This window comes from Streptomyces sp. NPDC048516, from assembly GCF_043199875.1.
Lineage (GTDB): Bacteria > Actinomycetota > Actinomycetes > Streptomycetales > Streptomycetaceae > Streptomyces.
Genome location: NZ_JBICWS010000002.1, coordinates 235,975 through 256,696, shown reverse-complemented (window position 1 = coordinate 256,696; position 20,722 = coordinate 235,975). Strand labels below are relative to the sequence as shown.

At 72.5% G+C, this 20,722-nt stretch carries 18 protein-coding genes; 12 read left to right on the top strand and 6 right to left on the bottom strand.

All coding sequences use genetic code 11. The features are described from left to right. Positions 1–185: 185 nt before the first annotated feature. Positions 186–752: a DJ-1/PfpI family protein gene (locus tag ACGFR7_RS05030; RefSeq protein WP_393313080.1), complete on the top strand. Its 567-nt coding sequence runs from the start codon at positions 186–188 to the stop codon at positions 750–752. A 100-nt stretch (positions 753–852) separates the two neighbouring features. On the opposite strand, the gene ACGFR7_RS05025 is transcribed toward ACGFR7_RS05030, so the two are convergent. Next, entirely contained in the window at positions 853–1,659 is an 807-nt protein-coding gene (locus ACGFR7_RS05025; protein ID WP_393314182.1) for a hypothetical protein, read from the bottom strand. 10 nt (positions 1,660–1,669) lie between these two features. On the opposite strand from ACGFR7_RS05025, the gene ACGFR7_RS05020 reads away from it, so the two are divergent. Further along, positions 1,670–1,888 carry a hypothetical protein gene (locus tag ACGFR7_RS05020; protein ID WP_393313077.1) on the top strand — a complete coding sequence of 73 codons (219 nt, stop codon included), beginning with the start codon at positions 1,670–1,672 and terminating at the stop codon, positions 1,886–1,888. A gap of 713 nt (positions 1,889–2,601) precedes the next feature. On the opposite strand, the gene ACGFR7_RS05015 is transcribed toward ACGFR7_RS05020, so the two are convergent. Then, on the bottom strand, positions 2,602–3,159 hold the full coding sequence (locus tag ACGFR7_RS05015) for a hypothetical protein (protein ID WP_393313074.1): 558 nt from the start codon (positions 3,157–3,159) through the stop codon (positions 2,602–2,604). Between the two features lie 467 nt (positions 3,160–3,626). Here ACGFR7_RS05015 and ACGFR7_RS05010 point away from each other — a divergent pair, with 467 nt between their 5' ends. After that, positions 3,627–5,396 carry an acetyl/propionyl/methylcrotonyl-CoA carboxylase subunit alpha gene (locus ACGFR7_RS05010; protein WP_393313071.1) on the top strand — a complete coding sequence of 590 codons (1,770 nt, stop codon included), beginning with the start codon at positions 3,627–3,629 and terminating at the stop codon, positions 5,394–5,396. Between the two features lie 73 nt (positions 5,397–5,469). Here the strand turns inward: ACGFR7_RS05010 and ACGFR7_RS05005 are convergent, their stop codons facing one another. Then, the gene (locus ACGFR7_RS05005) at positions 5,470–6,654 is read right to left on the bottom strand and encodes an alpha/beta hydrolase (RefSeq protein WP_393313068.1); all 1,185 of its coding nucleotides are present in this window, start codon (positions 6,652–6,654) and stop codon (positions 5,470–5,472) included. Positions 6,655–7,199: 545 nt separating this feature from the next. On the opposite strand from ACGFR7_RS05005, the gene ACGFR7_RS05000 reads away from it, so the two are divergent. From ACGFR7_RS05000 to ACGFR7_RS04990, 3 genes are all read left to right on the top strand, one after another. Next, positions 7,200–8,465, top strand: a complete 1,266-nt coding sequence (locus ACGFR7_RS05000; RefSeq protein ID WP_393314179.1) for a hypothetical protein — start codon at positions 7,200–7,202, stop codon at positions 8,463–8,465. Between the two features lie 42 nt (positions 8,466–8,507). Next, positions 8,508–8,939, top strand: coding sequence for an inositol monophosphatase family protein (locus ACGFR7_RS04995; RefSeq protein ID WP_393313065.1), 432 nt, complete (start codon positions 8,508–8,510; stop codon positions 8,937–8,939). A gap of 303 nt (positions 8,940–9,242) precedes the next feature. Beyond that, positions 9,243–9,803: a TetR/AcrR family transcriptional regulator gene (locus ACGFR7_RS04990; RefSeq protein WP_393314176.1), complete on the top strand. Its 561-nt coding sequence runs from the start codon at positions 9,243–9,245 to the stop codon at positions 9,801–9,803. 63 nt (positions 9,804–9,866) lie between these two features. Here the strand turns inward: ACGFR7_RS04990 and ACGFR7_RS04985 are convergent, their stop codons facing one another. Further along, positions 9,867–10,853, bottom strand: a complete 987-nt coding sequence (locus ACGFR7_RS04985; protein ID WP_350253420.1) for a DeoR/GlpR family DNA-binding transcription regulator — start codon at positions 10,851–10,853, stop codon at positions 9,867–9,869. Positions 10,854–11,201: 348 nt separating this feature from the next. Then, a complete protein-coding gene (locus ACGFR7_RS04980; protein ID WP_393313062.1) occupies positions 11,202–12,647 on the bottom strand; it encodes an NAD(P)H-quinone dehydrogenase in 1,446 nt (481 codons plus the stop codon). Between the two features lie 108 nt (positions 12,648–12,755). Between ACGFR7_RS04980 and ACGFR7_RS04975 the strand changes: the two genes are divergently transcribed. From ACGFR7_RS04975 to ACGFR7_RS04965, 3 genes are all read left to right on the top strand, one after another. After that, entirely contained in the window at positions 12,756–13,193 is a 438-nt protein-coding gene (locus tag ACGFR7_RS04975) for a gamma-glutamylcyclotransferase (RefSeq protein ID WP_393313059.1), read from the top strand. Positions 13,194–13,396: 203 nt separating this feature from the next. Further along, positions 13,397–14,218: a purine-nucleoside phosphorylase gene (locus ACGFR7_RS04970; RefSeq protein WP_393313056.1), complete on the top strand. Its 822-nt coding sequence runs from the start codon at positions 13,397–13,399 to the stop codon at positions 14,216–14,218. A 301-nt stretch (positions 14,219–14,519) separates the two neighbouring features. Then, positions 14,520–16,214: a phospho-sugar mutase gene (locus tag ACGFR7_RS04965; RefSeq protein WP_393313053.1), complete on the top strand. Its 1,695-nt coding sequence runs from the start codon at positions 14,520–14,522 to the stop codon at positions 16,212–16,214. A 126-nt stretch (positions 16,215–16,340) separates the two neighbouring features. On the opposite strand, the gene ACGFR7_RS04960 is transcribed toward ACGFR7_RS04965, so the two are convergent. Beyond that, on the bottom strand, positions 16,341–16,976 hold the full coding sequence (locus tag ACGFR7_RS04960) for a PH domain-containing protein (protein ID WP_393313050.1): 636 nt from the start codon (positions 16,974–16,976) through the stop codon (positions 16,341–16,343). Positions 16,977–17,224: 248 nt separating this feature from the next. Here ACGFR7_RS04960 and deoC point away from each other — a divergent pair, with 248 nt between their 5' ends. The 3 genes from deoC to ACGFR7_RS04945 are packed head-to-tail and all read left to right on the top strand — an operon-like array spanning position 17,225 to position 20,572. After that, a complete protein-coding gene (gene deoC, locus ACGFR7_RS04955) occupies positions 17,225–18,247 on the top strand; it encodes a deoxyribose-phosphate aldolase (RefSeq protein WP_393314173.1) in 1,023 nt (340 codons plus the stop codon). Between the two features lie 7 nt (positions 18,248–18,254). After that, positions 18,255–19,706, top strand: a complete 1,452-nt coding sequence (locus ACGFR7_RS04950) for an aldehyde dehydrogenase family protein (protein WP_393313047.1) — start codon at positions 18,255–18,257, stop codon at positions 19,704–19,706. Next, positions 19,706–20,572, top strand: a complete 867-nt coding sequence (locus ACGFR7_RS04945; RefSeq protein WP_393313044.1) for an aldehyde dehydrogenase family protein — start codon at positions 19,706–19,708, stop codon at positions 20,570–20,572. The genes ACGFR7_RS04950 and ACGFR7_RS04945 overlap by 1 nt, the downstream gene beginning before the upstream one ends. Positions 20,573–20,722: the final 150 nt, after the last annotated feature.

Here is a 20,722-nt window from a genome sequence, read left to right as displayed (position 1 = left end):
CGGCGCGCGGGTAGGTCGCACAGCCGGCGGGCGGAGCGGGCGCGTCCGGGCCGACGGGCCGACGGGCCGACGGGCCGGGAGTGTGGGCGGGCGGGACGGGCATGTGGGCAGGCGACGCATTCGATGGCGCCGGGCGGGGAACCGATGGATCCGAAACGGCCCCTGTCCTGTGAGGAGTCCGCACCATGCCCAAGATCCTGATCATCGCCGGTGACGCCACCGAGGACCTGGAGTTCTTCTACCCCTACCAGCGGATGCTGGAGGAGGGGTACGAGACGAAGGTCGCGGCCCCGTCGCGGAAGAAGCTGCGGTTCGTGGTGCACGACTTCGTCGAGGGCTTCGACACCTACGTCGAGCGCGAGGGCCACTCCTGGCCGTCAGACCTCGCCCTGTCCGAGGTCGACCCGCGGGAGTACGCCGCGCTGGTGCTCCCGGGCGGCCGGGCGCCGGAGTACCTGCGCAACGACTCCGACTACCGCCGGGTGGTCACCCACTTCTTCGACGAGGACAAGCCCGTCGCCCACATCTGTCACGCGGCCACCACCCTGGCCCCCCTCGGCGTCCTCAAGGGCCGCCGGACCGCCGCCTACCCCGCCTGCGCGCCGGATGTGGCGATGGGCGGCGGGATCTTCGTCGACGGCCCGGCGGTCGTCGACGGCAAGGTCGTCTCGGCGCGGGCGTGGAACGACCAGCCGGAGTGGATGCGGGCGTTCATGGAGGTGCTGCGGGAGCATGCGCCGGTGAAGGGCTGAGCGGCCCGCCCTCCATGCGGTCCGTCCGGGCACCGGCCCCGGCCGGACCGCGGCCCCGCCCCCGTACCCGGCGCAACCGGGCCCCGGCGCACCCTGGCACTCAGGGCACCGGCAGCGCGTAGAGCGACGTGCCGTGGAGGATGAACACCCGGTTGCCGTCCGCCACCAGCCAGGAACGCTCGGCCGCGGGGAGCTTGTACGTCAGGACGGGGACACCGGTCGACAGATCCGCGGCGAACACCTTGTACCAGATCACCTCACCGCCGCTGAGGTAGTCACCGTTGTCCGCGTCGAGCACATGCGCCGCCGGGGTCTTGGCGGCGGGCGGAAAGGCGAAGAGATCACGCTTCGCGGCCGGTTGCCGCGGCTCACCGGGCGACCAGAGCGCCGCGGCGCCGCCGCCCGCGGCCAGCACCGCTCCGCCCGCCGCCAGACCCGTCAGCAGCCTGCGCCGGGTCACCGGACGACCGGATCCGCCGTCGGGCAGGGTCGGCGCGGTCAGCTCATGGATGCCACGCTCCCGCTCCTTGATCGCCTCGGCCACCCGGCCGCGCCGCCAGGCCCGTTCGGCGCCGCGCGGCGGTGCGAAGGCGGCGGCGATCTCGGCGGGGGCGGGCCGGGCGGCCGGGTCCTTGGCGAGACAGGGGGCGATGAGGTGCCGCAGGGATTCCGGGACGCCGTCCAGGTCGGGTTCGTCGTGGACGACCTTGTAGTGGAGGGCGGCGATGTGGGAGGCGTCGTAGGCGCGATGCCCGCTGGCCGCGTACACCAGGACCGCGCCCGGGGAGAAGACATCGGCAGAGGAGGCCACCCGCCGGCCCAGGACCTGTTCGGGGGCTCCGTAGCCGGGGGTGACCGGGACCTGGCCGGTGGAGGTGAGGGTGAGGCCGTGCTCGGGGCGGGCGATACCGAAGTCGATGACGCGGGGGCCGGCCGACGGCCATCAGCAGCCCCCGGCGGGACAGGCGGCGGACGGGGGTGTCGGCGGGCGGCACGGTCGCCGGCGGGCCGGGCGGCGCGGGCAGCCGCTGCGGGACCACCTGCCACACCTCGCTCGCCCGCCGCCCGATCTCGGCGAGCACCGCGTCCGGCAGCCGGTCGGCGAACTCCCCCTGGCCGTCGTGCAGTTGAGATGACAGCTCGGCGGTCGTCGGACGCTCCGCGGCGTCCTTGGCCAGGCAGCGGGACAGGACCGGGACCAGGGCGGCGGGCAGGCCGGTGAGGTCCGGCTCGCTGTAGCGCACCCGGTAGAGGAGGCCCGCCGGCTGCCCGTTGCCGAACGGGCCGCGGCCGGTGGCGGCGAAGACCAGACGATCAGGGTCTCCACCAGGGCAGCGCCGAGCGCCCGTACGGTCCGCTCGGGCAGCGGCCCGCCGTACAGGGCGAGCGCGGTGGGCAGCGGAATCGCGGGGAGGTAGGGGCGGGCGTGCCAGGGCGCGTCACCGGGCGCGGCGAGTTCGGCGGCCGGCGCTGCCCACGGCCCGAGCAGATAGCGCGAGGCCTCCGCCTCGGCGAGGAACCGCCCGGGGTCGGTCTCCGGCAGCGGGACGCCGATCAGCACCGTACGGTCCCCGTCCGCGCTCCGCCCGATGAACCGCTGCACCGGTACGGGCACCCCGGACCGCTCGTCATCCAGAGGGCGGAGCACCACGTACGGACCGATCAGGCTCCCGTACCCGGCTCTCGCCCGGCCCGCTCCACCCGCAACTGGCGCATACATGCGCACCATCCCCCGACCGACGACACCGCGCGTGAGCCTACCCGGGCGTGTCGCGGGGCTCCGGACGGCCTCGATCCGGCCCGCTGCGGCCGGAGTTCGGGCCTGCTCGGCAGGTGGCGCCCGGGGCGGTCAGGCGGACGAGGGAGCCGCGGGCGATGCTCCATTCGGGGAGTTCGGAGTGTTCGGGGCATTCGGGGAGTTCGTGCCGTTCTCCGGAGCCCCGCGCCCCTCACCCGGACGCCCCTCCCCGTACGCCACCAGGGTCAGGACCAGCAGCGCCAGCACCATCGTCATCGCGAGGAAGGCCGCCCAGCCGACCAGGCCGACGGCGAAGGCGCCCAGCACGCCGTGCACCACCGCGCAGCTGATGAGGGCGATACGGGTGAAGCCGCCGGGGGCGCGGTCGCGGATCGCGGTGCGGAGCAGAACGGCGGCGCAGAACAGCAGGTAGAGGCCGAAGACGATGCCCCCGATCCACGAGCCGGCGGACATCGCGCGGGGCTGCAGCCCGGCCAGGGACATCTGCTGCCTGTCCACGACGATGCTCAGAATCCAGTTGAGCAGCACGATCCCGAACGCTTCCAGGACCAGTACCACCGCCGCGGCCAAGGCCACCGGCCGTCGTGCCACCACCACGTCCACCCACTTCCGCCATGTGCCGAGCCGACGCGCCCGCGGACGCCTCATGCCACTGATGCCACTGCTGCCGCTGACGCCCCTGTTACCGCGGGGTACAGGACATCGCGCACGCTACAGGGGGGTCCCCCCTCCTGGGGAAGAGCTGTGCGGAAGGTAAAAGCTGGGCAAGGGTTGTGCGCGGGCGGGCGCGGACGACGGCGACCGGATGGGTGACGGCACGCCGACGGACCGAGCCGCCCGCAAAGTTTCCTTCGCCCATTCGTAGGGACTCCACAAAGAATTGACGATCCGCTGGATGCCCGAAGCGCGAGACCTAAGCCACACCGGGGCGCGACGCGAAGCCCAGGAATCCGGGCCTACCCTGGGATACCAGGGGACTTAGGTTCCTCACTGGCGCCCCGAGCACACTCCGTGTGGGCAAGCTCACCCCAGGGAACGGGTCGGCACGCGGTGTCGCCAGTCCCTAAAATCGCCGCATCCATTTGTTACGGCGAAGCGCCAAGGAAGGACCCATCGTGCGCAAGGTGCTCATCGCCAACCGTGGCGAAATCGCTGTTCGCGTTGCCCGTGCATGCCGGGACGCGGGGATCGGAAGCGTGGCCGTCTACGCCGACCCCGACCGGGACGCACTGCACGTACGCGCGGCAGACGAGGCGTACGCCTTGGGCGGTGACACTCCTGCCACCAGTTACCTGGACATCGCCAAGGTCCTGGCTGCCGCCGCCGATTCGGGTGCGGACGCCATCCACCCGGGATACGGCTTCCTGTCGGAGAACGCCGAGTTCGCGCAGGCCGTCCTGGACGCGGGGCTGACGTGGATCGGGCCGCCCCCGCAGGCCATCCGCGACCTCGGTGACAAGGTCGCAGCCCGGCATATCGCCCAGCGGGCCGGTGCCCCGCTGGTCGCCGGCACCCCCGACCCGGTCTCCGGTTCGGATGAGGTCGTGGCCTTCGCCAAGGAGCACGGCCTGCCGATCGCGATCAAGGCGGCCTTCGGTGGCGGCGGCCGTGGTCTGAAGGTCGCCCGCACCCTCGAAGAGGTCCCCGAGCTGTACGACTCCGCGGTGCGCGAGGCGGTCGCCGCGTTCGGCCGCGGCGAGTGCTTCGTCGAGCGGTACCTCGATCGCCCGCGGCACGTCGAGACCCAGTGCCTGGCCGACAAGCACGGCAACGTCGTCGTGGTCTCGACCCGTGACTGCTCGCTGCAGCGCCGCCACCAGAAGCTGGTGGAGGAGGCCCCGGCCCCGTTCCTGACCAAGGAGCAGAACGCCGAGCTGTACCGCGCCTCCAAGGCCATCCTCAAGGAGGCCGGCTACGAGGGCGCAGGCACCTGTGAATTCCTCGTCGGCCAGGACGGCACCATCTCCTTCCTGGAGGTCAACACCCGCCTCCAGGTCGAGCACCCGGTCACCGAAGAGGTCACCGGCCTCGACCTGGTCCGCGAGATGTTCCGGATCGCCGACGGCGAGGAGCTCGGCTACGACGACCCGGCCGTCCGCGGCCATTCGTTCGAGTTCCGTATCAACGGCGAGGACCCGGGCCGCAACTTCCTCCCGGCCCCCGGCACGGTCACCACCTTCGCCGCCCCGGCCGGTCCGGGCGTGCGCCTGGACGCGGGCGTGGAGTCCGGTTCCGTCATCGGTCCGGCCTGGGACTCCCTCCTCGCCAAGCTGATCGTCACCGGCGCCAGCCGTGAGCAGGCCCTGCAGCGCGCCTCCCGTGCGCTGGCGGAGTTCACCGTCGAGGGCATGGCCACCGCCATCCCCTTCCACCGCACAGTCGTCACGGACCCGGCGTTCGCACCCGAACTCACCGGATCCAAGGAGCCGTTCACGGTCCACACCCGCTGGATCGAGACCGAGTTCGCCAACGAGATTCCCCCGTTCGCCGCACCGGGCGCGGACGAGGCCGAGACCGACTCCCGCGAGACGGTCGTCGTCGAGGTCGGCGGCAAGCGCCTGGAGGTCTCGCTGCCGTCCTCGCTGGGCATGCCGCTGGCCCGGGCCGCGGTCGCCGGCGGTGCCAAGCCCAAGCGCAAGGCCGCCAAGAAGTCCGGCTCCGCCGCCTCCGGCGACGCGCTCGCCTCCCCGATGCAGGGCACCATCGTCAAGGTGGCCGTCGAGGAGGGCCAGCAGGTCGCCGAGGGCGAGCTGGTCGTCGTCCTGGAGGCCATGAAGATGGAGCAGCCGCTCAACGCGCACCGCGCCGGCACCATCAAGGGCCTGACCGCCGAGGTCGGCGCCGCCCTCACGTCCGGCGCCGTGATCTGCGAGATCAAGGACTGACGCGACGGCATCCCGTCACCGCGCGAGGGGTCCCCGGCACCGGCCGGGGGCCCCTCGCGTCCGTTTTGCCCGGCTACGAGTTGCCCACCACGTCCTCCGGGAAGCTCAGCGACCGGCTCATCCACTCCAGCGCGGCGGGCAGTTCACGCCGCCAGGTGGCGAAGTTGTGGCTGCCGTGGGCGAGGACGATCGAGTCCGCCTTCATCGGGGGCCGGACCGCGGCGAGGAAGGCCCGGGCCGCCGGGTAGTTCTTCTCGCCGGTGCGGCTCGTGCCCACCAGGACGTCCACCCGGGGAGCGGGCAGATGCCGCAGCCGCCACATCAGGTCGTGCTCCTGGCGGTTGCGGACCCGGCCTTGGCCCTCGCCGAAGAGGTTGCCGGTCGTGGGGTCGTTGCTGACCTTGTAGTCGGGCGAGAGGGCGGCCGCCGAGGTGTAGGTACGGTCGTGCCGCATGGCGAGCTGGAGGGCGCAGCTGCCGCCCGAGGAGTAGCCCATGACGCCCCAGCCGCCGGGGTCGTGGCCGACGCGGTAGCGGGACTTGAGCGCGTCCGGCACATCGCGGGCGAAGAAGGTCTCGGCCTGCGGGCCGCCCGGCACATCGACGCACTGGGTGTCGCGCGGCGGCGCGATGGTGGGCCGCAGCATCACGATGACGGTCGGCTGCATCCGGCCTTCCCGGATCAGCCGGCCGGCGGTCTGCGGCAGCCGCAGGTGCTGGCCCAGCAGGAAGGTGCCCCCCGGATAGCCGCTGAGCGCGACGACGACGGGGAACCGCTGGCGGGCGTACTGGGGCTGGAAGTACTGCGGCGGCAGGTAGACGTACGCCGGGTCCACGGCCCGGGTCCGCTTTCCGACGATCCGCACGGACTCGACCTTGCCCACCAGGGACGGTTCCCCCTTCGGCAGACCGTGCACCTTGTCCAGCCCGTCCGCCCCCGAGGCCTGCACCAGGCCCTTCGACGGATCGCCGGCGGGCCCGGCCGTCCCCGCGTCGCCCCATTTGCCGACGGCGGCGGGCGCATCGTCGTACAGCCCGAGCAGTTCGTGCCAGGAGCCGTAGAACTGGAAGTTGGCGTTCACGGCGAGCCCGAGCGCCGCCACGACGGCCAGTTGCGTCGCGGCGATCACCCCCAGCCGCCCCAGCAGCGCCCGCGGCCCGCGGCCGGCGAACCGCGGCCACAGCCAGAGCGTGAGCCCCACACAGACCACGGCGACCGCGGCCACGGCATAGAACAGCGATCGGCTGGTCAGTCCCATGACTCTTCCCCAGGTGTTCCGCGCCGCGCTCCGCTTCCCCGGCGGCCCGTCACGGCGTATTCCAGAGCCTCCGGAAAACCCCGGAAGACCTCGTTGCGCCTGGTTTGATGACCACTCACGGCGGGACGTTGCGACCCCGGCAGGGTGTTCGGCCGCGCGACCGCCGGGGGTCGCCGGGGCTTCATCAGGCCTTTTCTCCGCGTCCACCCAGCGGGCCGGACGCGCCTGTGCGGCGGGTCACCGGCCAGGAGGACCGCCCCGAGATGTCCACCGCGCCGGCTCGGCCGTGGGGCCGAATGTCCGGCGCACCCAGGGGCATGGATGAGCATGCACGTCGTAGGGTCACCGGCCTGACGCGGCGAGCGGGGAGCCACGGCTGCTGAGTCGGCAGTAGGCCGCACTGTCACTGAACCGGGCGAGGGGACGGCGGGAACGGGGCGGCGCCGTGGGGCGTCCTCGCGTGGGGACGGCGAAGCGTTCCCAGGGCCCCAGCAGATCGCCGGCGCCGAAGGGCGCAGGCAGGAGGAGACACCAAGCCCGTGACCATGGAACTCAGCTCCCAGACGGGCGTCCGCCAGGCGATCACCGTCATCCTCCCGGTCCAGCTCCCTGCCCTGCCCTCGTGGGCCGAGGGACCGATACCGTTCGAGCTCGGCAGCCGCCGCACCGACACTCTCACCCGGCAGACGTACTTCACGCCGGCAGCCGCTCGCGTCCTGTACGGAACACCGGGGCGCCCCTGCCGCTGGCACCGCTTCGCGGACATCTCCCACGGCGCGCTGCATCTGCACGGCATGGAAGTGATGCGCACCGTGACCGACCGGCAGCGCCGGCACGCGCTGGCGGTCCTGCACCTCACCGTGGAAGGCCCTGCGCTTCTGGAGACCCTGCGGGCCATCGGACACCGCCACACGGCGGACGCCGATCCACTCGACGGCCCCCTGGACCCGGCCGCCCTTCTCACCGGCGCGGCGGAACCCAGGACCGCCGAGTCGCCCTTTGCCATCGCGCGTCCGTACACCATCGCGTTCCTCACCCCAGGAGCGGAGCACACGGCCGCCCTACGGCATGGCGGACGGCTCCCCCGGACGGCCGACGGCTGGCTGTGGCAGCTGGCATCCCGGTCCACCGGCACCGACTACCCCGCAGCGCCGGAAAACCTGCCGTCCCAGATGGAGCACACCGTGCGGATATCCGCCGACTGGAGCGCTCTCGTGCTCCGCCACGGCGCGGCGTTCCTCGGGCACCGCCCCGACCGGGGCGACGGCGACTTCTACGACTTCGCGGCCTTGCACCACCGCACGATCTACCTCGACGCGCTGCTGCTCGGCACGGTTCAGCGCGACCACATCGACGAACTCACCGATTCGCTTTCCGGGGTCTTCGACGGCCCGAAGCTCGGTTCCCGAGTCGCGGCCCTGGAACGGCACATCGCCGGCTTCCGCAGCACGTACTGGCGGCAACATCTGACCGCCCACGGCCCGGCAAACGAACTGCTTCTGGCCTACCAGGCGCAGTACCGCCTGCCGACCCGCTTCGCGGAAATCCTCTCCGAGGCGGCCGACTACGCCCGCCTGGTCCAGACACAGGACAGCCAGCAGATCGCCGGCGCCCTCGGTGTCCTGACCATCCTCGGCCTCCCCCTGGGCACGGCCCTGAGCGTGCTCCAGGTACTCGACGACCACGACCCCGGACACCTGCTGGCCGCCCTGGGTGCAGCCACCCTCGTCACGGCCATCGCTTTCACCAGCCGCTACGGCCGTCTCGTCCTGTCGGCCCTGCGCGACCGCGTCAGGAGACTGGAGGACTGACATAGCGGTGACACGGGGCCCGAGTGGCCAAGTGAGCGTCAAATGACGCCTGGAGTCATCGATGCGCCGGCCCTCGGCCGGTGGCGCACGGGGCGGGAGGGCCGGCTGACGCCCTCCTCGCCGATGGCCCGCACCGTGGGCGAAGCGGTCATCGGCCTCACCGGTACGGGTTCCGCCGATCCCCGGCGCATCGGCATGCTGCAGAGCACCGCGTACCGGATCAGGATGCAGGGCGCCATGAGCCTGGATCTTGTGGGCGTGGCGGAGGGCTGGCTGGACGCCTGTGTCTGCGTGCGCCCCAAGCCGTGGGACGTCGCTGCCGGCACCGCACTCGTCCGGGAACGGGGCGGGGCGGTTCTGGGTGCGGACGGCCGGGAGTTCGCGTTCGATTCCCCGGTCCTCGTTGCGGGGCGTACAGCGCTGGCCCGTGCGGTCCTCGGGCTGTGGGAATCCCGGCCCGCCGGGAAGGGGTGAAGACGGCGGTCCGCGAAGGCGCCGGGCCTTCGCCGCCACGGCGCTCAGCGGCCGGGTGCAAAGGAGACGGCGGTGGGCGCACCGGCCTTCCGGTGCCCCACGGGCCCGGATCGCGTGGCCGCACGGAGCAGCAGACCGGCTCCATGGGCTGCCCCCCTGGCGCGCAATGGCATCCTGGACCCACCGGGCCGCGACCGGCCCGGTCGAGGGAGGACGGCGATGGGGACCGAGACGGCAGGGCAGCGGCAGTCGGCGCGGGGTCCGGTGGTGGACGGAGCGGCGCGGACGCCGGACGTGCGCCCCATGCGGGCCGATGCGCGCCGCAACTACGAGCGGCTGCTGACCGAGGCCCGTACGGCCTTCACCGAGCACGGCACGGACACCTCGCTGGAGGACATCGCGCGCCGGGCCGGCGTCGGCATCGGCACCCTCTACCGCCACTTCCCCAACCGGACCGCGCTGATGGGCGCGGTCTTCCAGGGCGAGGTGGACGCCCTGCTGGCGCACGCCAGAGAGCTCGCGGACGCGCCGCAGCCGTGTGCCGCGCTGGTCGAATGGCTGCGCGCGATCATCACTCACGCCAGTATCTACCGCGGGCTGTCGCGTGCGCTGATGACGGCATCGGCGGACGACAGTTCGGGGATGGCGCGGTGCAGCGTGCCGATGCGGGAGGCCGGTGACGCGCTGCTGACCCGTGCCCAGCGGGCCGGGGCGGTGCGCCCCGATGTGAGCATCAGCGATCTGATGCAGCTGACCAACGGCATCGCACTGGCCGTGGAGGAATCCCCGGACGACCCACAGCTCGCCGACCGGCTGCTGACCCTCACCCTGAGCGGGCTGAAGGGCGGCGAGCGGAAGCCGTAGGGGTGTGAAGACGGCCCCGAGCCGGGGCGGCGCGCCCGGGAGGCGCGCCTCCGGCTCCTGGGGTCAGCGCCGTCTCGGAGCCAGGTCGGCGACCCGGCCGCCCGAGGCCTCGGACAGGGGTGTGGCCGAGCGGAGCTGTGGTCCGCCGCCCCCGCCGCCCGGCGCATGGCTGCGCCGCTGGCCGGGCAGCGGGACGTCCCGCCGGGGGCCTCTCCGGTCCCCGGCACCCCCCTCCATCCCGGGCTGCCCCGGACCGCGGCCCGCGGCCGGGCCGCCGGCGACGGCGATCTGCACGCCCTGGTCGGCCAGCGCCTGCAGCTCCGTGGCGGCGCGGTCGTCGTGGCCCGGCGGCTCGTCCGTGACGAGTCGCGTGATCACATCCGTCGGCACGGTCTGGAACATCGTGTCGGACCCGAGCTTGGTGTGGTCGGCGAGCACCACCACCTCCCCCGCCGCCTGCACCAGCGCCCGGTCGACGCTGGCGGAGAGCATGTTGGAGGTGGACAGGCCGCGCTCGGCGGTCAGGCCACTGCCCGACAGGAAGGCGCGGGACACCCGCAGGCCCTGGAGGGACTGCTCGGCACCGCTGCCGACCAGCGCATAGTTGGAGCCGCGCAGGGTGCCGCCGGTCATCACGACCTCGACGCGGTTGGCATGGGCCAACGCCTGGGCGACCAGCAGGGAATTGGTGACGACGGTCAGACCGGGGACCCGGGCGAGCCGGCGGGCCAGCTCCTGGGTGGTCGTTCCGGCGCCGACGACGATGGCCTCGCCCTCTTCGACGAAGCCGGCCGCGAGATCGGCAATGGCCGTCTTCTCCGCGGTCGCTAGATGGGATTTCTGTGGGAATCCGGATTCGCGAGTAAAGCCTCCCGGCAGGACCGCACCGCCGTGGCGGCGGTCGAGCAGCCCTTCTGCCTCCAGCGCCCGCACGTCCCGCCGTACGGTTACTTCGGAGGTCTGGACGACGCGGGCGAGCTCCCGGAGCGATACGGCTCCATTGGCGCGCACCATTTCAAGGATCAATTGGCGACGTTCTGCAGCGAACACGAAACTGACAGTAACGCCAACGACCGTCTGTTTTCAGCAGGTTGCACCAATTAACGGAAGTTCTGCGCACCGCGGAGCGTGACGTGGTATGCGGTGTGCATATGTCGTGCGGATGTCGAACGGCCGCGCGGCGGGGCCCGCTTGGCGCCTGGTCAGCCGCCGTGCCGGGCCCCCGCGGCGACGGTCCGGCGGGCCGGACCGGTCCCCGGCCGACGCAGGGACGTTTCATCCGCAGTGCTCAGCAGTGGCACAAAGGTTTCAATCGCCCGACCGCCGTCGTCCGGCAGTCGTCCCGTTGCCGGTCTGCTCCCCGCCCGTCTGCTCGCTGCCCGTCTACTCGTTGCCGGTCTACTCGCCGGCCGTCTTGCGGATGTGCAGCTGGCGGGCGACCTCGGCGATCGAACCGGACAGCGAGGGGTAGACCGTGAACGTGTTGGCGATCTGCTCGACGGTCAGATTGTTGTCGACCGCGATCGAGATGGGGTGGATCAGCTCACTGGCGCGCGGGGAGACGACCACGCCGCCGACGACGATGCCGGTCCCGGGGCGGCAGAACAGCTTCACGAAACCGTCGCGGATGCCCTGCATCTTGGCGCGCGGGTTGCGCAGCAGCGGGAGCTTCACGACCCGGGCGTCGATCCTGCCGCTGTCGACGTCGGCCTGGGAGTAGCCGACGGTGGCGATCTCCGGGTCGGTGAAGACGTTCGCGGAGACGGTCTTGAGGTTCAGCGGCGTGACCGCGTCGCCGAGGAAGTGGTACATCGCGATCCGGCCCTGCATCGCGGCGACCGACGCCAGCGCGAAGATGCCGGTGCAGTCACCGGCCGCGTACACACCAGGGGCGGTGGTGCGGGAGACCTTGTCGGTCCAGACGTGGCCGGACTCCTTGAGCTTGACGCCGGCCGCTTCCAGGCCGATGCCCTCGGTGTTGGGGATGGAGCCGACCGCCATCAGGCAGTGCGTACCGGAGATCGTGCGGCCGTCGGCCAGGGTGACCTCGACGCGGTCGCCGACCCGTTTGGCGGACTGGGCCCGGGAGCGCGACATGACGTTCATGCCGCGGCGGCGGAAGACGTCCTCCAGGACGGCGGCCGCGTCCGGGTCCTCGCCCGGCAGCACACGGTCACGGGAGGAGACGAGGGTGACGCGGGAGCCGAGCGCCTGGTAGGCGCCGGCGAACTCGGCACCGGTGACACCGGAGCCGACCACGATCAGCTCTTCGGGCAGCTCGTCGAGGTCGTAGACCTGCGTCCAGTTCAGGATCCGCTCGCCGTCGGGGAGCGCGTCGGGGATCTCGCGGGGGTGCGCGCCGGTGGCGATCAGCACCGCGTCCGCGATCAGACCCTCGGTCGTGCCGTCGGCGGCGGTGACCGTCACCTTGCGGGAGCCGTCCGGCGCCTGGCCCGGCTCCAGCCGGCCGCGACCGCGCATGACCCGGCCGCCGGCCCGGGTCACGGACGCGGTGATGTCGTGCGACTGGGCGAGCGCGAGGCGCTTGACCCGTCGGTTGACCTTGCCGAGGTCGACGCCGACGACCCGGGCGGGCCGGTCCTGGTACGGGGTGTCGTCCTCGACGATGATGCCGAGCTCTTCGTACGACGAATCGAAGGTGGTCATCACCTCGGCCGTGGCGATAAGAGTCTTCGACGGCACGCAGTCGGTCAGCACCGACGCCCCGCCCAGACCGTCGCAGTCGACGACGGTCACCTCCGCGCCGAGAGAGGCGGCCACCAGGGCCGCTTCGTATCCGCCGGGTCCGCCACCGATGATCACGATCCGAGTCACGTACTCCATTGTCCCGCACACCCGTACGCCGCTCTCCCCCGGGGGCAGGCTGTGCCCTTCACGTGCGAACCTCCGGTACCACGAGCCCGACGGTCAACCTCCCGTACCCTCGGAACCATGTCGCTCTACGCCGCGTACGCCGGCAACCTCGACGCGCGGCTGATGTCCCGCCGCGCACCGCACTCGCCGCTGCGCGGCACCGGCTGGCTGGACGGCTGGCGGCTGACCTTCGGCGGCGAGCAGATGGGCTGGGAGGGCGCGCTGGCGACGGTCGTCGAATCCCCCGCCTCCCAGCTCTTCGTCGCGCTCTACGACATCGCGCCCATGGACGAGGAGTCCATGGACCGCTGGGAGGGCGTGGGCATGGACATCTACCGCCGGATGCGGGTGCGGGTGCACACCCTCGACGGCGACGAGACGGCGTGGATCTACGCCCTCAACGGCTACGAGGGCGGTCTGCCGTCCGCCCGCTATCTGGGCGAGATCGCGGACGCCGCGGAGTCGGCGGGCGCACCGCACGACTATGTGATGGAGCTGCGCAAGCGGCCCTGCTGACGGGCGGCCGGAGCGGGCGCACCGCCGGGCGCACCACAGGGCGCACCACAGGGCGCGCGCCGGGCGTACCCCGGGCACACCGCCGTACGGGTGCCGCGACGCGCCCGGGACGACACCTTTGGCAAAAGCCACAAGACAACGATCCCGGTACCGTGAGCAGAGACATCTACGCGCGTAGGGGATTACCGGCTACCCTCGTCCGCGTGAACGCATCTGTTACCCCGGACATCGCGCGCGACCCGCAGGGCGCCGCCGCCGACGCCGCCGCCCGTCTGCGCCAGCTGACCGGCGCCGAGACCCATGACGTCGCCCTGGTGATGGGCTCCGGCTGGGCGCCGGCCGCCGAGGCCCTGGGCGCGCCCGAGCACGAATTCCCCGTCACCGAGCTGCCCGGCTTCCCGCCGCCGGCCGTCGCCGGACACGGCGGCACGATCCGCTCGTACCGGATCGGCGACAAGCGGGCGCTGGTCTTCCTGGGCCGTACGCACTACTACGAGGGCCGTGGCGTCGCCGCGGTCGCGCACGGCGTCCGTACCGCCGCCGCGGCCGGCTGCAAGACCATCGTGCTCACCAACGGGTGCGGCGGTCTGCGCGAAGGCATGCGCCCCGGCCAGCCTGTCCTCATCAGCGACCACCTCAACCTGACCGCCACCTCCCCGATCGCCGGCGCGAACTTCGTCGACCTGACGGACCTGTACTCGCCGCGGCTGCGCGCGCTGTGCAAGGAGGTCGACCCGAGCCTGGAGGAGGGCGTCTACGCCCAGTTCCCCGGCCCGCACTACGAGACCCCGGCCGAGATCAAGATGATCCGGACGCTGGGCGCCGACCTGGTCGGCATGTCCACGGTCCTGGAAGCCATCGCGGCGCGGGAGGCCGGCGCCGAGGTGCTCGGGCTGTCGCTGGTGACGAACCTCGCCGCCGGTATGACGGGCGAACCGCTCAACCACGAAGAAGTGCTGCAGGCCGGCCGCGACTCCGCGACCCGGATGGGCAGCCTGCTCGCCCAGGTGCTCGGCAAGCTCTGAGGCGCCCCGGCGCTCCGGCGCCGGCCCCAGGGCGATGACGGGCGACGGCCGCGGCGGGTGCGCGACACCCGCCGGGCCGCCCCCGCCGCCGTCCCCGCCGCACCGCACCGCCCGGACCGCGCCGGCCGGCCCGCCCCGCCGTGCGGCGCCGCCGTCCCCCGCACGCTGCCATCCAGCGGCATTGGCCGGTTCTGCGGCTCCCCCCATGCGCTGGGCGGGTATGCGTGACGAGCCGGGCGGGGTCTCCCCCGGCAGCTGCCCCCAGCGCGCCCCCACCCGCATTCACCGTCAGGAGCATCACGTGGCTACCGATCCCGCGGAGCTGATCAACCGGGCCCAGGCATGGCTGGCCGAGGACCCCGACCCGGAGACCCGCGAGGAGCTGTCCAAGCTCATCGAGGCCGCCGCCGGCGACGACCGGATCGCGGCCGAGCTGGCCGCGCGGTTCGCCGGCACCCTCCAGTTCGGCACCGCCGGGCTGCGCGGGGAGCTGGGCGCGGGTCCGATGCGGATGAACCGCTCCGTGGTCATCCGCGCTGCGGCCGGTCTCGCCGCGTACCTCAAGGCGCAGGGCGACGGCGCCGGGCTGGTCGTCATCGGCTACGACGCCCGCCACAAGAGCGCCGACTTCGCCCGCGACACGGCGGCCGTGATGGTCGGCGCGGGCCTGCGCGCCGCGGTGCTGCCGCGCCCGCTGCCCACCCCGGTCCTGGCCTTCGCGATAAGGCACCTGGGTGCGGTCGCGGGCGTCGAGGTCACCGCCAGCCACAACCCGCCGCGCGACAACGGCTACAAGGTCTACCTGGGCGACGGTTCACAGATCGTGCCGCCCGCGGACGGCGAGATCGCCGACCGGATCGCCGCGGTCGGCCCGCTGACCGGCGTACCGCGGCCCGAGGCCGGCTGGGAAACCCTCGACGAGGCGGTCCTGAACGCCTATCTGGCGCGTACGGACGCGGTGCTGACGCCCGGCTCCCCCCGGGACACCAAGGTCGTCTACACCCCGATGCACGGCGTCGGCCGGGACACCCTCGTCGCCGCCTTCGCCCGGGCCGGGTTCCCGGCCCCGGTGGTCGTCACGGAACAGGCCGAGCCGGACCCGGACTTCCCGACGGTCGCCTTCCCCAACCCGGAGGAGCCGGGCGCGATGGACCTCGCGTTCGCCACCGCCCGCGACCGGGCCGCGGACGCCGACATCGTGATCGCCAACGACCCCGACGCGGACCGCTGCGCCGTCGCCGTCCCCGACCCCGCCGCGCCGGACGGCTGGCGGATGCTGCGCGGCGACGAGGTCGGCGCGCTGCTCGCCGCCCATCTGGTGAGCAAGCGCGCGTCCGGCACCTTCGCGACGACCATCGTCTCCTCCCAGCTGATGTCCCGTATCGCGGCCGCCTCGTCGCTCCCGTACGAGGAGACGCTGACCGGCTTCAAGTGGCTGGCGCGGGTGGACGGCCTGCGGTACGCCTTCGAGGAAGCGCTCGGCTACTGCGTCGACCCCGAGGGTGTGCGCGACAAGGACGGCATCACCGCCGCGCTGCTGATCACCGAGCTGGCCGCGGAGCTCAAGCAGGCCGGGCGCACCCTCACCGACCTGCTCGACGACCTGGCGCTGGAATTCGGGCTGCACGCCACCGACCAGCTCTCGGTCCGCGTCGAGGACCTGTCGCTGATCGCCGGTGCCATGGGCACGCTGCGCGAGCAGCCGCCTGCCACGCTCGCGGGCCTTGCCGTGACCCGGGCCGACGACCTCAACCGGGGTACGAAGACGCTGCCGCCGACCGACGGTCTGCGCTACTACCTGTCCGGCTCGCCGGAGGCCGGTATCGAGGCCGCCCGCGTGGTGGTCCGTCCGAGCGGCACCGAGCCCAAGCTCAAGTGCTACCTGGAGGTCGTGGTCCCGGTGGCCTCGCCCGAGGCGCTGCCCGAGGCCCGGACGAAGGCCGCCGCGGCGCTGGCGTCCCTCAAGCGGGACATGGCGGCGGCGGCCGGAATCTGAGGGGTTTTCCGGGAGGCTTCCGGGGGCTTCCGGCTTCCAGGGGCTTCCAGGTTTCCGGAAGCCTTCCGGAGCCCTTCCGGGGTTTTCTCAGGCGTTGCTGAGGGGCGGGGTGACGGCGCGCCGCCCTTACAGCGCCACCATCACGGCCAGCCCGGCCGCGCCCACCACGACCGGCGCGATGATCGCGTACGCCCAGCGCACCACCGGCTCGCCCTGGGCACTCTCACGGCCCTCGGCGCGCTCTTGGACCTCACGGAGCTCCGCGAGGGCCTGGTCGGCCATCGCGAGGGGCACCGGGCCACCGTCGCCGGCATCGGCCTGCGCTCCGAACCGGGGCCCGGGCGTGGCGCCCCGCCGCGCCTGCCGGCCCGCCTTCTTCCGCTGCCGCAGCGAGACCGGGATCGCCCACAGCTGGTACGTCGTGCCGGAGCTGCTGACCGCCTCGGTCGAGAACGCCGCGCGCAGCGTCTCCACCGCGCCCCACGGCAGCGTGACCGTACGGAACGGATTGCGCACCATCAGCCGGTCATCGCCCGCCCGCACCAGCGGCCGCAGGGTGTAGGCGACCACCAGCGGCACGCCGAGGAGCAGCGCGAAGACCGCCATCAGCTTGGTGTGCACGGCGCCCCGCAGCAGCGCGTCGCCGCCGAGCCAGCCGCCGAGCAGAAGGAGCAGTACGCCGCCCGCGAGGGCCGCGGGCGAGCGGTAGCTGCGCTCCGCGTACTGCTGCTGGGGAGGGGTGGACCGGTCCTGGCTCGTCATGCCGCTGATTCTGCCTGACCGTCCGGATGCCGGACATTGCGTTACGGCATCATTCGCGCGCGGGGCGGGGAGCTCCTTGGGTCCCGGGTACGGTCGTGTCCGGCGCCGGTGGACGGGCATGTGGGGCCGGTGACTTCGGGCGTGCGGGGCCCGCCGGCCCCGCTCTCCGCCGGCCCCGTCCGGCCGGATTCGGACAGCCGAAGGGGATGACATGGCGCTACGCGCGTAGATATGCTCACCTCGTGACCATGCCCATCACTGTTCCCGCATACGGCAAGGAAGCCGCGGGGCGTCTGGCGTCAATGGCGGACGTGACCGCCGACGACGGTGCGCTGCGCCGCTTCCTCCACGGCCTCCCCGGCGTCGACGCGGTCGGCCTCGAAGCCCGCGCCGCCACCCTCGGCACCCGCTCGATCAAGACGACGGCGAAGGCGTACGCCATCGACCTCGCCATCTCGATGATCGACCTGACGACCCTCGAAGGCGCGGACACCCCGGGCAAGGTCCGGGCGCTGTGCGCCAAGGGCGTCCACCCGGACCCCACGGACCGCACCGCCCCCCGCGTCGCGGCGATCTGCGTCTACCCGGACATGGTCGCCACGGCCAAGGAAGCGCTCGGCGACTCCGGTGTCCACGTCGCGTCCGTCGCCACTGCCTTCCCGGCCGGCCGCGCCGCGCTGCCGGTCAAGCTCGCCGACACCCGTGACGCGGTCGCGGCCGGCGCCGACGAGATCGACATGGTGATCGACCGGGGCGCCTTCCTCTCCGGCCGCTACATGGACGTCTTCGAGGAGATCAAGGCCGTCAAGGAGGCCTGCGCCCGGCCTGGGGGCACCTCCCAGTCGGAGACCGGGGGAGGGACGGCAGCGCACCTCAAGGTCATCTTCGAGACCGGCGAGCTCCAGACGTACGACAACGTCCGCCGGATCTCCTGGCTGGCGATGCTCGCGGGCGCCGACTTCATCAAGACCTCCACCGGCAAGGTCGCCGTCAACGCCACCCCGCCGGGCACCCTCCTCATGCTGGAGGCGGTCCGCGACTTCCACGCCACGACCGGCGTCCAGGTCGGGGTGAAGCCGGCCGGCGGTATCCGTACGACCAAGGACGCGATCAAGTACCTGGTCATGGTCAACGAAACCCTCGGCGAGCCCTGGCTGACCGCCGACTGGTTCCGCTTCGGCGCCTCCAGCCTCCTCAACGACCTGCTGATGCAGCGCCAGAAGCTCAGCACCGGCCGCTACTCCGGCCCCGACTACGTCACGGTGGACTGAGGCTCCCATGACCTTCGATTACGCACCCGCACCCGAGTCCCGCGCGGTCGTCGACATCGCGCCGTCCTACGGCCTGTTCATCGACGGCGAGTTCGCCCCGGCCTCCGACGGCAAGGTCTTCAAGACCGTCTCCCCGTCGTCCGAGGAAGTCCTCTCCGAGGTCGCCCAGGCGAGCGCCGAGGACGTCGACCGCGCCGTGAAGGCCGCCCGCAAGGCCTTCGAGAAGTGGTCCGCGCTGCCCGGCGCCGAGCGGGCCAAGTACCTCTTCCGGATCGCCCGGATCATCCAGGAGCGCTCGCGCGAGCTGGCCGTGCTGGAGTCCCTGGACAACGGCAAGCCGATCCGCGAGTCCCGGGACGCCGACCTGCCGCTGGTCGCCGCGCACTTCTTCTACTACGCGGGCTGGGCCGACAAGCTCGACCACGCGGGGTACGGCGCCAACCCGCGGCCCCTGGGCGTCGCCGGCCAGGTCATCCCCTGGAACTTCCCCCTCCTCATGCTCGCGTGGAAGATCGCCCCGGCGCTGGCGACCGGCAACACCGTGGTCCTCAAGCCCGCCGAGACGACCCCGCTGTCCGCTCTGTTCTTCGCGGACATCTGCCGCCAGGCGGGCCTGCCCAAGGGCGTCGTCAACATCCTCACCGGCGACGGCTCCACGGGCGCCTCGCTGGTCGGGCACCCCGGCATCGACAAGGTCGCCTTCACCGGCTCCACCGAGGTCGGCAAGGCCATCGCCCGTACGGTCGCCGGCACCGACAAGAAGGTCACCCTCGAACTGGGCGGCAAGGCGGCGAACATCGTCTTCGACGACGCGCCGCTCGACCAGGCCGTCGAGGGCATCGTCAACGGCATCTTCTTCAACCAGGGCCACGTCTGCTGCGCGGGCTCGCGCCTGCTGGTCCAGGAGTCGGTGGCCGACGAGCTGCTGGACGCCCTCAAGCGCCGGATGCGGACCCTGCGCGTGGGCGACCCGCTCGACAAGAACACCGACATCGGCGCCATCAACTCCGCCGAGCAGCTGGCCCGGATCACCGCGCTGGCCGACGCGGGCGAGGCCGAGGGCGCCGAGCGCTGGTCGCCGTCCTGCGAACTCCCCGCCTCCGGCTACTGGTTCGCCCCGACGCTGTTCACGGGCGTCACCCAGGCGCACCGCATCGCCCGCGAGGAGATCTTCGGCCCGGTGCTGTCCGTGCTGACCTTCCGCACCCCCGCGGAGGCCGTGGAGAAGGCCAACAACACTCCGTACGGGCTCTCCGCCGGCATCTGGACGGAGAAGGGCTCGCGGATGCTGTGGATGGCGAACAAGCTGCGTGCGGGCATCGTCTGGTCCAACACGTTCAACAAGTTCGACCCGGCCTCGCCCTTCGGCGGCTACAAGGAGTCGGGCTACGGCCGCGAGGGCGGCCGGCACGGTCTGGAGGCGTACCTCGCCCCGTCGAGCCCGGAGGGCGCGCGCTGATGAACACTGTTGACCGCTTGAGTGTGCTCAAGACCTACAAGCTGTACGTCGGGGGCAAGTTCCCCCGGTCCGAGAGCGGGCGGGTGTACGAGGTGACCGACTCCAAGGGCACATGGCTCGCCAACGCGCCGCTGGCCTCCCGCAAGGACGCCCGGGACGCGGTGACCGCCGCCCGTAAGGCGTTCGGCGGCTGGTCGGGCGCCACGGCCTACAACCGCGGGCAGATCCTCTACCGCGTCGCCGAGATGCTGGAGGGCCGCCGCGACCAGTTCACCGCCGAGGTGGCCGCCGCCGAGGGCCTGTCGAAGGCGAAGGCCACGGCCCAGATCGACGCGGCCATCGACCGCTGGGTCTGGTACGCGGGCTGGTCCGACAAGGTCGCCCAGATCGCCGGCGGCGCCAACCCGGTGGCCGGGCCGTACTTCAACCTCTCCTCCCCGGAGCCGACCGGTGTGGTCGCGGTCCTGGCCCCCCAGGACTCCTCGTTCCTCGGCCTGGTCTCGGTGATCGCCCCGGCGATCGTCACCGGCAACACGGTGGTCGTGGCGGCCGCCGAGGACGCCCCGCTGCCCGCCCTCTCGCTGGCCGAGGTGCTCGCCACGTCCGATCTCCCGGGCGGTGTGGTCAACATCCTCTCGGGCCGTACGGCGGAGCTGGGCGCTCCGCTCGCCGCCCACCAGGACGTCAACGCCCTCGATCTCGCGGGCGCCGGCGCGGAGCTGGCGACGGAGCTGGAGAAGGCCGCGGCCGACAACCTCAAGCGGGTGCTCCGCCCGGGGACGGTGAACTGGACCGCCGACCCCGGCACCGGCCGTCTGCTGAGCTTCCTGGAGACGAAGACGGTGTGGCACCCGATGGGCGTTTAGCCTGACGACGGCTGCCCCGGGCCTGTTCCGGCGGCCTTACGGCGCACTGTCACCAAGGTCCTTGTGGGGCCCCGCTCTTGGGCGGGGCCCCACACTGCTGTCCCCATCTTTAACTACTATTGACGTGCTGCACGCTGACAACAGCCCGCC

Bases quoted from the DNA above. Each gene is read 5' to 3' on its own strand.
- ACGFR7_RS04990 (WP_393314176.1), top strand. From the start codon at position 9,243: ATGCGGGCCGATGCGCGCCGCAACTACGAGCGGCTGCTGACCGAGGCC.
- ACGFR7_RS05030 (WP_393313080.1), top strand. From the start codon at position 186: ATGCCCAAGATCCTGATCATCGCCGGTGACGCCACCGAGGACCTGGAG.
- ACGFR7_RS04950 (WP_393313047.1), top strand. From the start codon at position 18,255: ATGACCTTCGATTACGCACCCGCACCCGAGTCCCGCGCGGTCGTCGAC.
- deoC (WP_393314173.1), top strand. From the start codon at position 17,225: ATGCCCATCACTGTTCCCGCATACGGCAAGGAAGCCGCGGGGCGTCTG.
- ACGFR7_RS05015 (WP_393313074.1), bottom strand. From the start codon at position 3,159: ATGAGGCGTCCGCGGGCGCGTCGGCTCGGCACATGGCGGAAGTGGGTG.
- ACGFR7_RS04980 (WP_393313062.1), bottom strand. From the start codon at position 12,647: ATGGAGTACGTGACTCGGATCGTGATCATCGGTGGCGGACCCGGCGGA.
- ACGFR7_RS04995 (WP_393313065.1), top strand. From the start codon at position 8,508: ATGACGCCTGGAGTCATCGATGCGCCGGCCCTCGGCCGGTGGCGCACG.
- ACGFR7_RS05005 (WP_393313068.1), bottom strand. From the start codon at position 6,654: ATGGGACTGACCAGCCGATCGCTGTTCTATGCCGTGGCCGCGGTCGCC.
- ACGFR7_RS04960 (WP_393313050.1), bottom strand. From the start codon at position 16,976: ATGACGAGCCAGGACCGGTCCACCCCTCCCCAGCAGCAGTACGCGGAG.
- ACGFR7_RS05000 (WP_393314179.1), top strand. From the start codon at position 7,200: ATGGAACTCAGCTCCCAGACGGGCGTCCGCCAGGCGATCACCGTCATC.
- ACGFR7_RS04945 (WP_393313044.1), top strand. From the start codon at position 19,706: ATGAACACTGTTGACCGCTTGAGTGTGCTCAAGACCTACAAGCTGTAC.
- ACGFR7_RS05020 (WP_393313077.1), top strand. From the start codon at position 1,670: ATGACGCGGGGGCCGGCCGACGGCCATCAGCAGCCCCCGGCGGGACAG.
- ACGFR7_RS04975 (WP_393313059.1), top strand. From the start codon at position 12,756: ATGTCGCTCTACGCCGCGTACGCCGGCAACCTCGACGCGCGGCTGATG.